The sequence below is a fragment of the Streptomyces macrolidinus genome, from assembly GCF_023887685.1.
Taxonomy (GTDB): Bacteria; Actinomycetota; Actinomycetes; order Streptomycetales; family Streptomycetaceae; genus Streptomyces; species Streptomyces macrolidinus.
Map to the genome: position 1 here is coordinate 1 of NZ_JAMWMR010000005.1, position 13,305 is coordinate 13,305.

Annotated in this window: 8 protein-coding genes; 3 read left to right on the forward strand and 5 right to left on the reverse strand. The window is 71.6% G+C overall.

The window, feature by feature from the left end; translation table 11 throughout:
- Nucleotides 1-302: 302 nt before the first annotated feature.
- Together NGF19_RS07465 and ptsP are read left to right on the forward strand one after the other, a co-directional pair.
- Nucleotides 303-752 (forward strand): PTS sugar transporter subunit IIA, encoded by a 450-nt coding sequence (locus NGF19_RS07465; RefSeq protein WP_252423252.1) that lies wholly within the window; start codon nt 303-305, stop codon nt 750-752.
- Between the two features lie 92 nt (nt 753-844).
- On the forward strand, nt 845-2,515 hold the full coding sequence (ptsP, locus tag NGF19_RS07470) for a phosphoenolpyruvate--protein phosphotransferase (protein ID WP_252423254.1): 1,671 nt from the start codon (nt 845-847) through the stop codon (nt 2,513-2,515).
- Nucleotides 2,516-2,623: 108 nt separating this feature from the next.
- On the opposite strand, the gene NGF19_RS07475 is transcribed toward ptsP, so the two are convergent.
- Together NGF19_RS07475 and NGF19_RS07480 are read right to left on the reverse strand one after the other, a co-directional pair.
- Nucleotides 2,624-3,547 (reverse strand): DUF8829 domain-containing protein, encoded by a 924-nt coding sequence (locus tag NGF19_RS07475; RefSeq protein WP_252423256.1) that lies wholly within the window; start codon nt 3,545-3,547, stop codon nt 2,624-2,626.
- Between the two features lie 109 nt (nt 3,548-3,656).
- Nucleotides 3,657-5,624: an acetoacetate--CoA ligase gene (locus NGF19_RS07480; protein ID WP_252423258.1), complete on the reverse strand. Its 1,968-nt coding sequence runs from the start codon at nt 5,622-5,624 to the stop codon at nt 3,657-3,659.
- Between the two features lie 212 nt (nt 5,625-5,836).
- On the opposite strand from NGF19_RS07480, the gene NGF19_RS07485 reads away from it, so the two are divergent.
- A complete protein-coding gene (locus NGF19_RS07485; protein WP_252423260.1) occupies nt 5,837-8,203 on the forward strand; it encodes a glycoside hydrolase family 31 protein in 2,367 nt (788 codons plus the stop codon).
- Between the two features lie 71 nt (nt 8,204-8,274).
- On the opposite strand, the gene NGF19_RS07490 is transcribed toward NGF19_RS07485, so the two are convergent.
- From NGF19_RS07490 to NGF19_RS07500, 3 genes are read right to left on the reverse strand one after another with little or no spacing between them, the layout of a single operon-like run.
- Nucleotides 8,275-8,811, reverse strand: a complete 537-nt coding sequence (locus NGF19_RS07490; RefSeq protein WP_252423262.1) for an NUDIX domain-containing protein — start codon at nt 8,809-8,811, stop codon at nt 8,275-8,277.
- A 34-nt stretch (nt 8,812-8,845) separates the two neighbouring features.
- Nucleotides 8,846-9,655: a M15 family metallopeptidase gene (locus tag NGF19_RS07495; RefSeq protein WP_252423264.1), complete on the reverse strand. Its 810-nt coding sequence runs from the start codon at nt 9,653-9,655 to the stop codon at nt 8,846-8,848.
- Nucleotides 9,656-9,669: 14 nt separating this feature from the next.
- The gene (locus tag NGF19_RS07500; protein WP_252423266.1) at nt 9,670-13,254 is read right to left on the reverse strand and encodes a hydantoinase B/oxoprolinase family protein; all 3,585 of its coding nucleotides are present in this window, start codon (nt 13,252-13,254) and stop codon (nt 9,670-9,672) included.
- Nucleotides 13,255-13,305: the final 51 nt, after the last annotated feature.

Consider the following 13,305-nt stretch of genomic DNA (forward strand, 5'->3'; position numbering starts at 1 on the left):
TGTTTTCCCGCCTCTCTGACCACCGTTCCGCAGGCATGCGGAACGACCTCTGAGAGAGGGACTGACGAGTTGGATGCTGCCCGGCCAGGACGCTCGATCGCGTCGCTCAGCCCCAGGCAGGGGTACGACAGTACACGGGGCGCGGAGCCCACGCAAACCAGTTGAGCCGTCTCCCCGGGTCGCCAACCCCTACGTCTTATAAGGAACCGGCACTTCATCTGACATACGCTGCATGCACAGTGCGCCGTCCGGGACACACAGTGACGGCCGCCCGGTTGAACTCCACCGTCGGGAGGCTTCCCATGACCACCGTGACGTCCCCTGTCACAGGACGCGTGATCGGACTGGCCGCCGTGCCGGACCCCGTCTTCTCAGGCGCGATGGTCGGGCCGGGTACCGCGGTCGACCCCGTACGTGAGCCCTCGGCGGCCGTCTCTCCCGTCGACGGGGTTCTCGTCTCGCTCCATCCGCACGCGTTCGTCGTCGTGGACGCGGAAGGTCACGGTGTACTGACGCACCTGGGCATCGACACCGTGCAACTCAACGGTGAGGGCTTCGAGGTACTGGTCCACAAGGGCGACACCGTGACGCGCGGTCAGGCGATCGTGTGCTGGGACCCGGCTGCCGTGGAGCAGGCCGGAAGGTCTCCGGTGTGCCCGGTCGTGGCGCTCGAGGCCACGGCGGATTCCCTTTCCGGTCTTCTCGAGGACGGCGAAGTGACGGCGGGCGCCCAGCTCTTCATCTGGCGGTGACGCCGACGCCGTACCGAGGCACACCGTACTGAGACACGACGCAGACAACCATCGCGGTGGCGGACCCGCCGCGTGATTCGGAGACGGGTGAGATGGAGACAACGCTGCGAGGCGTCGGTGTGAGTCACGGCCTGGCGATCGGCGAGGTTCGGCATATGGGGACGGCGGTGCTCGAACCGCCGGCCAAACAGATTCCGACGGACGACGCGGAACGCGAACAGGGGCGCGCGCGCCAGGCCGTCGAAGCGGTGGCCGCCGATCTCGTCGCGCGCGGCAACCTGGCGGGGGGCGAGGCCCAGGCCGTGCTGGAAGCCCAGGCCCTGATGGCGCAGGACCCCGAGTTGATGGCGGACGTGGAGCGCCGTATCGCCGTCGGGAGCACGGCGGAGCGAGCGGTGTACGACGCCTTCGCCGCGTACCGCGAACTGCTGGCCGCCGCCGGGGAGTACCTGGCCGGTCGCGTGGCCGACCTCGACGACGTGCGGAACCGTATCGTCGCCCGGCTGCTCGGGGTGCCGATGCCGGGTGTCCCGGACAGCGACGAGCCGTACGTCCTCGTCGCCCGTGATCTCGCGCCCGCCGACACGGCTCTGCTGGACCCGACCCTGGTCCTCGGCTTCGTCACCGAGGAGGGTGGGCCCACCAGCCACAGCGCGATCCTGGCCCGGGCGCTCGGTGTCCCCGCCGTGGTGGCGCTCGCGGGTGCCGGTGAGCTCACCGAGGGCACGGTGATCGCCGTCGACGGCAGTACCGGCGAGGTCTTCGTGAACCCCAGCACCGAGAAGAAGGCGCAGTTGTCGGCGGCGGCCGTCGAGCGCAAGGCCGCTCTGGCGGCGTCGACCGGGCCGGGGGCCACCGCCGACGGTCACAAGGTGCCGCTGCTGGCGAACATCGGTGGCCCCGCGGATGTGCCGGCCGCCGTCGAGGCCGGGGCCGAGGGCGTCGGTCTGTTCCGTACGGAGTTCCTGTTCCTGGACGACGACCGGAAGGCGCCGTCACGGGAGAAGCAGGTCGAGGCGTACCGGCAGGTGCTCGAGGCCTTCCCGGAGGGCCGTGTCGTGGTGCGGGTGCTGGACGCGGGCGCGGACAAACCGCTGGACTTCCTGACTCCGGCGGACGAGCCGAACCCGGCGCTCGGCGTGCGCGGTCTGCGGACGCTGCTCGACCACCCCGAGGTGCTGCGGACGCAGTTGACCGCGCTCGCGCAGGCCGCGTCGGGGCTGCCGGTCTACCTCGAGGTCATGGCGCCGATGGTCGCCGACCGCACCGACGCGAAGGCGTTCGCGGACGCCTGCCGCGAGGCCGGGCTGCATGCGAAGTTCGGCGCCATGGTGGAGATCCCGTCCGCCGCGTTGCGAGCGCGCTCGATTCTCCAGGAGGTCGAGTTCCTGTCGCTGGGGACCAACGACCTCGCGCAGTACGCGTTCGCCGCCGACCGCCAGGTGGGCGCGCTCTCGCGGCTTCAGGATCCGTGGCAGCCCGCGCTGCTCGACCTGGTCGCGCTGTCCGCGGACGCGGCGAAGGCCGAGGGCAAGAGCTGCGGGGTCTGCGGTGAGGCCGCGTCGGATCCGCTGCTCGCGTGTGTGCTGACCGGTCTGGGTGTCACCTCCCTGTCCATGGGTGCGGCGTCGATTCCCTATGTCCGGGGGACGCTGGCGAAGTACACGCTGGCGCAGTGCGAGCGTGCCGCGGCGGCGGCGCGGGCCGCCGACTCGGCCGACGGGGCGCGCCGGGCTGCGCAGGCGGTGCTGTCCGGCGAGTAGCCGTCGGCTTCATAGGGCGGGGCGCTCCGCCTGCGGGCGGGGCGCTCCACCTGCGGGTGGGGCGCCCCGCGTGTGTTCGGGCGCCGGTCGGTGTTCAGTGGGTGCGGTTCATGCGTGCCTCGGTGGGTCCGGCTCGTCCGTGCCGTGGGTGTGGCTCGCCGGTCCTTCGTCCCCGAGGTCGGGTGGTGCGCAGTAGTCGACGTTGGACTCCGGTGAGATGAGATCGCCGGATTCGACGTCGGTGCAGTAGGCGTCGAAGACCTCTCCCGCGCTGAGGGGTTCGAGACGCTCCGCGCGCAGGCGCCAGCCGTAGACGCGGTCCGCCGTGCCCGGTGCGATGGTGCGCATGACGAGTCCGCCCGCGCAGCGGGTGGCGATGCCCAGGGCGAGGACGGTGGTGAACTCGAGGGCCTGGGTCTGGTCGAGCTGGGTCGTGCCGTCAAGGTCCCCGTCTGCGTGCAGCGCCGCGACGAGGGACTCGGGTGCGGTCGAGACGCTGCACACGAGGTGGTGGTGGCCGGGGCTCGCGGTGTCGAGGATGCGGCCGAGGAGCCGGGTCGCTCGGGCGAAGGCGGCGTGTCCGATGTCCTCGCCGCAGGCGGCGCAGGGGCCGAGGTGGGCGAGCACAGAGGTCGCGTACTGCCAAGTGGCCTGTCGTACGGCCTCGTCGACCAGGTCCGGGACGAGTTCGTCCAGAGGCCGGCCGTCGTAGGGGACGGTGGGTCCGAGGGCGGCCAGTTCCGCTGTGAAGCGGCTACGGCTGGCCGGGTCGTCGGGTTCCAGGCCGCTGTCGGCGCAGAAGTCCGCGTACTCCTGTGGGTCGAAGAGGGCGACCGTGGTGTGACTGCCCTGCTCGGCAAGGCTCTTGAGCAGGGCTTCCACTTGTCGGAGATAGGTCGTGTGGTCGTCGAAGGCGAAGGTGCGGTAGCGCCGCATCGCGGTGAAGTCGTCCTCGTCGGTCAGCAGACCGATGGTTCCCGCGATTTCGCGGCGCAGGACGCGTCGCACGGTGTCGTGCTCGGTGTACGGCATGGTTCCCCCTGCATGCGGTCGATCAATGCTCACTCACAGTAACGGGAGGCACTGACAACGCCGGTCGGCCGCGGTGGCGAGGGGGCTGGCGGGGTGCCCGCGGGGCGGGTCACTCCCGCTTGCGGGCGAGGTCCTCGAAGAAGTGGAGGAGGTCGAGGTTGTCGATGGAGCCCGGGTTCACGGCCTTGTCCAGGGGGGTGCCCTGGAGGAGACGTTTGACCGGGACCTCGATGCGCTTGCCCGTGAGGGTGTGCGGGACGCCCGGGACCTCGATGACCTCGTCGGGGACGTGCCGGGGCGAGAGCTGTTCACGGATGGTCTGTTTGATGCGGTTCAGGAGGGTCTCGTCGAGGACGGCTCCGGGGGCCAGGTGGACGAAGAGGGGCATCCAGTAGCCGCCGTCGGGCTGTTCCACGCCGATGACGAGGGATTCCTTGATCTCGGGGAGGCGCTCGACGGCTTCGTAGATGTCGGCCGAACCCATGCGGACGCCCTGGCGGTTGAGGGTGGAGTCCGAGCGGCCGTGGATGATCACGGAGCCGCGGGAGGTCAGGGTGATCCAGTCCCCGTGGCGCCACACTCCCGGATACATGTCGAAGTAGCTGTCGTGGTAGCGGCTGCCGTCGGGGTCGTTCCAGAAGCGGATCGGCATGGAGGGCATCGGGTTGGTGACGACCAGTTCGCCGACCTCGTCGATCAGGGGGTTGCCGCTGGGGTCCCAGGACCGGAGGTCGGTGCCGAGGCTTGGCGCCTGGAGTTCGCCGATGTACACCGGGAGGGTCGGTACGGCTCCCGCGAAGCAGGAGCACACGTCCGTACCGCCGCTGACGGAGGCGATCCACAGGTCCTCGCCGACCTCGTCGTGCAGCCAGGCGAAGCCGTCCGGCGGCAGCGGCGAGCCCGTCGTCGCCACGCAGCGCACGCGCGCGAGGTCGTGGTCGCGCGCCGGGTGCACGCCTGCCTTGCGGCAGGCCATGACATACGCGGCGGACGTGCCGTAGAGAGTGGCGCCGGTGCGTGCGGCGATGCTCCACTGGGCGCCCGTGTCGGGGTGACCGGGGCTGCCGTCGTACAGGACGATCGTGGTGCCGGTCAGCAGGCCGGAGACGAGGAAGTTCCACATCATCCAGCCGGTGGAGGTGTACCAGAAGAAGCGGTCCTCGGGGCCGAGGTCGCAGTGCAGGCCGAGCTGCTTGAGGTGCTCGACGAGGATGCCGCCCTGGGACTGGACGATGGCCTTGGGCAGTCCGGTCGTCCCCGAGGAGTACAGCACCCACAGCGGGTGGTCGAAGGGGACCTGCTCGAAGACCGGCTCGACGTCCGCCGAGGTCAGGGCCGCCCAGTCCAGGGCCCCTTCGGGGGCGTCCGTGCCGAGCAGCGGGATGTGGACGACGGCACGCAGGGTGGGCAGTTCGCGGCGCAGTTCGGTGACGACGTCGCGGCGGTCGTGCTCCTTGCCGCCGTAGCGGTAGCCGTCGACCGTGAACAGGACGACGGGTTCGACCTGCTGGAAGCGGTCCAGGACGCTGCGGGCGCCGAAGTCGGGGGCGCAGGAGGTCCACACCCCGCCGACGGCGGCCGTGGCGAGGAGGGCGACGACGGCCTGCGGGATGTTGGGGAGGTAGCCGCTGACTCGGTCTCCGGGGCGGACGCCGAGGGCGCGCAGTTCGGCGGCGAGGGAGCCGACCTGGCGGCGCAGTGCGGACCAGGTGACCGGGCGGGGCTCGTGGGTCTCGTCGACGGCCAGGAGGGCGGGCTCGTTCGCGCGGGTGTCGGCCGCGCGCAGGGCGTGTTCGGCGTAGTTCAGGGTGGCGCCGGGGAACCAGGTGGCACCGGGCATGGCGCGGCTGCCGAGCACGCGCGTGTACGGCGTGGAGAACCGTACGCCGAACCACTCCGCGACGGCCTTCCAGAACGTGTCCAGCTCGTCCACGGACCAGCGGTGCAGGGCGGCGTAGCCGCCTTCGCGGGGGGCTCCGTGGTGGTCGGCCGCCCAGGCCTGGAACCTGGTGATCTGTGCCCGTGCGATGCGGTCGGCGTCGGGCTGCCAGAGCGGCATGGGGTTCGCTGAGGTCATGGGGCGGCTCCCGGACTGTACGCGTGGTGGGCGTGTGTCCGCGCACGGCTGAGGTGTGCGCGTCACGCGGCTGACAGGGACGATGCCATGTGATCGACTTCTGCACCAGGGTGCGCCACACATAGTTGGCCTCATGACGATGTGCTCCTGCCCTGGGTGAACGGCAGTTGAACGATGCCGCCGTACGGGGAGGTCCATGGCAGGGTGAGCGAATGGACGGTCGTGACCTGGTGCGTTCGGTGAAGGCGGTCGGTTCGTGGGGTGCCGTGCGGGGCTTGCGCACGGTACGGGCCGCGTGGCGCAGGAGGCGCGCCGACGCCGCCGGACTGCCGCGGCGGGGGGCGGAACGGGCCCGGGTGCCCGGCGCCCTGCAAGAGGTGCGGCCCGAGCCCGGCGGCGGTGTCGTCCGCTTCGCCCGCTCCGAGCTGCGGATCACGGTCGCGGTGAACGGGGCCGTGTTCTGGGGCTGGGACGGGGCCGGTCCGCAGCCGTCGTACGCGCTCGCCGGTCATGGTCCCGAGCCGGACCGGCGGGTGGTGCTGGAGCCGGACAAGGACGGGGGCTGGCGTGTCGTGGCGAAGCGCGTCACGGTCGCGGTGTCGCGGCAGGGCGCGATCGAGGTGCGTACGCCGGGCGGGGTGACGCTGCGCCGGGATCTGCCGCCCCGCTGGTGGGAACCGGTGGGCGGGGGTGCCGCGCGCTGGATGCAGCGGTCCGAAGTGGCGCCGGACGCGCGGTTCTTCGGGCTCGGCGGGCGGTCCGCGGGGCCGCGGCTGACCGAGGGGAGCTACCGGCTGTGGAACACGGACCCCGGCCGGCCCTTCGTCCCCGGCGACGACCCGCTGTACCTCACCATGCCGGTGCAGTTGGTGGTCGCCGACGCGGGCACACACCTGGTGTTCCACGACACGCCGTGGGACGGCACGGTGACCTTGCGCGAGGGCGAGGAGGGTGCGGGGTCGGGGCACGACCGGGCGGGAAGCTGCGAACTGCGCATGGACGGCGGCCCGCTGCGGTGCTGGGTGATGGTGGGCACCCCCGCGCGCGTGCTGCGCGTCTGGGCGTCGCTGACCGGCGCGCCCGCCCTGCCGCCGGCCTGGGCGCTGGGGCACCATCACGCGCGGTGGGGCTTCGACAGCGAGGCGGAGGTGCGGCGGATCGTGGCGGGCTACCGGGAGCGCGGGCTTCCGCTGGACGCCGTCCATCTGGACATCGACCACTACGACGGTCACCGAGTGTTCACGGTCGACCGGGACCGCTTCCCGAATCTGCCGGTGCTCGCCGAGGAGCTGCGCCGGGACGGGATCCGCCTGGTGTCGATCGTCGACCCCGCGGTCAAGGCCGAGCCGGGCGACCCTGTGTACGACAGCGGCGCGGCCGAGGACGCGTTCGTACGGGACGCGTCGGGCCGGGTGGTCCAAGGGGTCGTATGGCCCGGGGAGTCCGTCTACCCGGACTTCACGCACGCGCGCGTGAGGCGGTGGTGGGGCGGGCACTACGAGGAGCGTCTCGCGCAGGGCTTCGCCGGGTTCTGGCACGACATGAACGAACCGGTGTCGTTCACGGCCTTCGGGGAGAACACCCTGCCCCGCTCGGCCCGGCACGCGCTGGAAGGGCACGGCGGCGACCATCGCGAGGCCCACAACGTGTACGCGCTGTGCATGGCCCGGGCCGCGTACGAGAGCCTGCGCGTACTCGCTCCGCAGGAGCGGCCGTTCCTCTTCTCGCGGTCCGGGTGGGCGGGCATGCAGCGGTACGGGGGCACCTGGTCCGGGGATGTCGCCACCGGGTGGCCGGGGTTGCGCGCCTCGCTGTCGCTGGTGATGGGGCTCGGGCTGTGCGGAGTGCCGTACTCCGGCCCTGATGTGGGCGGCTTCGACGGGAGCCCGTCGCCGGAGCTGTATCTGCGCTGGTTCCAACTCGGCTCGTACCTGCCGCTGTTCCGTACGCACGCGAGCCTGCGGGCCGGGCGTCGGGAGCCCTGGGAGTTCGGCGACGAGGTCCTCGCGCATGCGCGCGAGGCGCTCATGCGACGGCGGCGTCTGTTGCCGTACTTCGTCACGCTGTCGTATGTGGCGCGCCGCACGGGTGCGCCCTATGTGCGGCCCCTGTGGTGGGACACGCCCGGGGACCGGACGCTGCGGGACTGCGGGGACGCGTTTCTGCTCGGCGAGGGTCTCCTGGTGGCGCCGGTGCTGGAGCCCGGCGCGACCCGGCGGACGGTGCCGCTGCCGAGGGGGCGCTGGTACGACACGGTGACCGAGGAGGTGTTCCAGGGGCCCGGCCGGGTGGTGGTCGACGCGCCGTTGTCACGGATTCCGGTGCTCGCGCGCGCGGGCGTCGTTCTGCCCGTGCAAGGGGCGGACGGAGGCCTGGAGTTGGAGGCCTGGGCGCCTGCGCCGGGACGGTCCGGTGGCGGGGTGGTGGCGCGGGACGCGGGTGACGGCTGGGCGGAGCCGGAGGTCGAGCGGTATGTGAGCCGGTGGGAGGACCACGGGGTGGTCGTCCGGTGGGACGGGGACGAGGACCGCGGCGAGCCCGCGCATCCGGTCCGCGTCCGGGGGCTCGGCCAGAGGTGAAGCGGCGGCGCGGGGCAGGCAGGTGCAGGTGCCGGGCGGGACGCGTGTGTGTGCTCGTCCCGCCCGGAGGCTCACCCGTACCGGCCCTCGAACCAGCTCCGCACCGCGCGCGTGTGCAGCGGGAAGGCCAGGTCGGCCGGTCGTCGCAGCAGATGCCAGCCCTCCGTCTCGTCCGTGCCGACGGACGGCGGCAGGTCGGCGGCGGCGCGTTCGGGCAGGAGTCCGAACAGCAGCAGATAGCCGTCGGCCGAGCTCATCGCGTCGGCCAGCCGCACCTCGCGGCCGGCCGCTTCGATGCCGGTCTCCTCCTTCAGCTCACGCACGACGGCGTGCCGCCAGTCCTCGCGCTGGTCGATGAACCCTCCCGGCAGGGCGATGCCGCCGCGCGCGGGAGGGATGGTGCGGGTGATGACGACCAGGGCCGCGCCCTTGGTGTCGTACACGGGCTGGAGGGCCACCGCGACGGGCAGGGGATTGCGGTAGGCCACCGTGCCGCAGGAGGCGCAGGTGCGCGGCCAGCAGGAGACTCCCTCTCCGTAGGGCGCTCCGCAGCTCGAACAGTGGGAGTCCGCCGCGAAGTCGACGGAAGGGAACGGGGATTCGGACACGGGGCGGACTGTAGCCGATGGCGTCGAAGGCGGCTCAGTGGCCAGGGGTGAGCGACGCGCGGGAGACCGGGAAGTCGAAGTAGGTGTCGGGGTACGGCTCCGGCTTGAAGGTGTAGTGCCACCATTCCTCGGCGAGGTTGACGAATCCGAGGTTCTCCAGCGTGTTCTTCAGGAGCTGCCGGTCGGCGCGCTGCGCGCCGGTGATCCGCGGGTCGTCGGTGTGGGCCAGGGTGTCGAAGCAGTCGAAGCCCGTCCCCATGTCGACGGAGTTGTCGGGGAAGCGCTCGTCCTGGGGTGCGTAGCAGGGCACGAGCGGCTGGTTCGGGACGTACGGGTGGGTCGGCCGGGCCGGGAGCCGTACGATCGTCAGATCCATGGTGGAGCCGCGGCTGTGTCCGGACTGCTCCGCGATGTAACCGTCCGCGAACAGGCGGGTCTTGTCGACCTGCGGATAGAACTCGGCCTTCATCCTTTGGTCGTCGAGGTCCTTCGCCCAGCGTACGAAGTGGTCGACGGCGCGCTGCGGCCGGTAGCAGTCGTACACCTTGAGCGTGTAGCCCTGACGCAGCAGCTTCGTCTGCGCCTTGTGGAGGGCTTCGGCGGCCGGGCGCGTGAGGACGCACAGGGGCTGCCGGTAGCCGTCGACGCGTCGGCCGACGAAGTTGTGCGGGGTGAAGTAGCGGATCTCCTCGACGATGGTCGGGTCCACGGATCTGAGGGACACGAAGTCCGCGGGTGCCTTGGGTTCGGGGGCGGCCTGGGCGGTGGCGGAGGCGGAGGCGACGGACAGGAGGGCGGCGAGCGCGGTGACGATGCCGCGTACCGCGGCGGAGAGTCGTGTCATGTCCCCTGCATTTATCAGTCGGGGAGGGGTCCGGGGAAGGGTGCGCCGTACCCTCCGCCGCCCGGAGTCTCGACCACCAGGACGTCGCCGGGGCCGACGTCCGTGGTGTCGCTGCCCTTGAGGGGCACCACGGTTCCGTCGGCGCGCTCCACGCGGTTGGCGCCGAGGGCGCCGGGCTCGCCGCCCGCCATGCCGTAGGGCGGGACCCTGCGGTGCTGGGAGAGCGTGGAGACGGTCATGGGCTCCTGGAAGCGGATGCGGCGCACGGCGCCGTCCCCGCCGCGCCAGCGGCCCGCGCCACCGCTGCCGGGCCGTACCGCGAACTCCTCGAGCACGACCGGCAGTCTCCCTTCGAGGACCTCGGGGTCGGTCAGGCGCGAGTTGGTCATGTGGGTCTGCACGACGGGGGCTCCCGGGAAGCCGTCGCCCGCGCCGGAACCGGAGGCCACGGTCTCGTAGTACTGGTACCGGTCGTTGCCGAAGGTCACGTTGTTCATGGTGCCGGAGCCCTCGGCCTGCACCCCGAGGGCGGCGTACAGGGCGCCGGTGACGGCCTGGGACGTCTCGACGTTGCCCGCGACGACGGCGGCCGGCGGCTCCGGCGCGAGCATCGAGCCGGGCGGCACGATGATGTCCAGGGGGCGCAGACAGCCGTCGTTGAGCGGGATGTCGTCGGCGACGAGGGTGCGGAAGACGTACAGGACGGCGGCGTTGACGACGGAGCGGGGCGCGTTGAAGTTCGTGGCCGACTGCGGGGAGGTGCCGGTGAAGTCGATGGTCGCGGAGCGGTTGTCGCGGTCCACGCGCACGCGTACGCGGATGACGGCGCCGGAGTCGGTCTCGTAGGCGTACTCACCGTCGTCCAGGGCGTCGATGACGCGGCGGACGGCGTCCTCCGCGTTGTCCTGGACGTGCTTCATATAGGCCTGGACGACGTCGAGTCCGAAGGTGTCGATCATGCGGCCGACCTCGTCGACGCCCTTCTGGTTGGCCGCGATCTGGGCGCGCAGGTCGGCGAGGTTGGTCTTCGGGTTGCGCGAGGGGTGACGCGCCTCGGTGAGCAGGCGCGATGTCTCCTCCTCGCGGAAGCGGCCCTGTTCGGCCAGGAGCCAGTTGTCGAAGAGGACGCCCTCCTCCTCGATCGTGCGGCTGTGCGCGGGCATGGACCCGGGCGCGATGCCGCCGATCTCCGCGTGGTGGCCGCGGGAGGCGACATAGAACAGGATCCGCTCGCCCTCGGCGTCGAAGACGGGGGTGATGACGGTGACGTCGGGCAGATGGGTGCCGCCGTGGTAGGGGTCGTTGACCGCGTAGCTGTCGCCGGGGCGCATGGCGCCCGCACGCCTCCGGATCACCTCCTTGACGCTGGTGCCCATCGAGCCCAGATGGACGGGAATGTGGGGGGCGTTGGCGACGAGATCGCCCTCGGGGTCGAAGAGGGCGCAGGAGAAGTCCAGCCGTTCCTTGATGTTGACGGACTGGGCGGTGGACTCCAGCCGCGCGCCCATCTGTTCGGCGATGGACATGAAGAGGTTGTTGAAGACCTCGAGAAGAACCGGATCGACTTGTGTAGCGAGATGGGAACTCTCCGTAATCGCCGTGCGTTCGATGACCAGATGCCCCTCGTCGCTCGCGACGGCCCGCCAGCCGTCGTCGACGACGGTCGTCGCACTGGCCTCGGTGATGATCGCGGGGCCGGTGACGGTTTCGCCGGGAGGCAGATGCTCCCGGCGGTGCAGGGGTACGTCGCGCCAGGCGCCGCCCGTGTGGAGGCGGACGGTCTCGGGCGCGGCGCGGTGGCCTTCGTACGGGGCGAGGGCGGAGAGATCGGGGGGTGCGGTGAGGCCGGTGGCTTCCACGGAGAGGGCTTCGACGACGATCGGGCGGTCGAGGGTGAAGGAGTAGGTGGCGCGATGACGTTCTTCGAAGGCGTGCCGCATCGTGTCGGGGTCGGTCAGTTCGACGACGAGAGCGGTGTCCGTGCCGTCGTAGCGCAACTGGGCCCGCCGGGTGGTCCGGACCCGGTCCTTCGGCACGTCCTCGGCGAGGAGTTCGGCGCGGGCGGCGCCCTCCAGGTCCGCGGCGGTCCGCAGGATCGCGGGCATCGAGGCGTGCTCCAGCGGTTCCTCCACCGACTGCTCGCGCATGGCCGTGGTGTCGGCAAGGCCGATCCCGAGCGCGGAGAGCACTCCGGCCATGGGGGGTACGAGGACGGTGCGGATGCCCAGGGAGTCCGCGACGCGGCACGCGTGCTGACCGCCCGCTCCCCCGAAGGTGGTGAGGGCGTAGCGGGTCACGTCGTGGCCCTGCTGGACGGAGATCCGCTTGACGGCATGGGCGATGTTGGCGACGGCGATCTGGAGGTATCCCTCGGCGACCTGTTCGGGGGTGCGCCGGTCGCCGGTGTGCTCGCGGATCTCGCGCGCCAGCGCGGCGAAGCGGTCGCGCACGAGCGCGTCGTCGAGCGGCTGGTCTCCGTCCGGGCCGAACACCCGTGGGAAGTAGGCGCGTTGGATGCGGCCGAGCATGACGTTGGCGTCGGTGACGGTGAGCGGGCCGCCGCCCCGGTAGCAGGCGGGTCCCGGGTCCGCGCCCGCCGAGTCCGGCCCTACGCGGTAGCGGGAGCCGTCGAAGTGGAGGACCGAGCCGCCGCCCGCCGCAACGGTGTGGATGTCGAGCATGGGCGCGCGCAGCCGCACACCGGCGAGTTGAGTGGTGAAGACGCGTTCGTACTCACCGGCGAAGTGCGAGACGTCGGTGGACGTGCCGCCCATGTCGAAGCCGATCACGCGGTCGAAGCCCGCGCGTTGCGACATCCGGGCCATGCCGACGATGCCGCCCGCGGGCCCGGACAGGACGGCGTCCTTGCCGCGGAACTGCCCGGCCTCGGTGAGTCCGCCGTTGGACTGCATGAACATCAGCCGTACGCCTGCGAGTTCGTCGGCGACGTGCTGGACGTAGCGGCGCAGGACGGGCGAGAGGTAGGCGTCGACGACGGCGGTGTCCCCGCGCGGGACCAGCTTCATCAGGGGGCTGACCTCGCTGGAGAGCGAGATCTGCGGGAAGCCGATACGGGCGGCGAGTTCACCGACGGCCCGCTCGTGGGCGGGGTGCAGATGGCTGTGCATACAGACCACGGCGAGGGCGCGGATCCCGTCGTCGTACGCCTCCTGGAGCGGCCCGGCGAGGGCGTCGAGATCGGGGGCGCGCAGCACGGTGCCGTCGGTGGCGAGGCGTTCGTCGACCTCGACGACCCGCTCGTACAGCAGCTCGGGCAGTTCGATCGCGCGGGCGAAGATACGGGGGCGGTTCTGGTAGGCGATGCGCAGGGCGTCGCGGAAGCCGCGGGTGATGACAAGGAGGGTGCGTTCACCCTTGCGTTCCAGGAGGGCGTTGGTGGCGACGGTGGTGCCCATGCGGACGACGTCGACGGGTCCGTCGTCGAGGAGCGCGCGGACGCCCGCGACGGCCGCGTCCGCGTAGCGGTGGGGGTTGTCCGACAGCAGCTTGTGGGTGAGGACCCGCCCGTCGGGGCGGCGTGCCACGACATCGGTGAAGGTGCCGCCGCGGTCGACCCAGAACTGCCAGCCCGTGGTCACGTCCGTGTCTCCGATCGCACTGTTCGCAACGGTGTTCGCGGCAGATCAGGA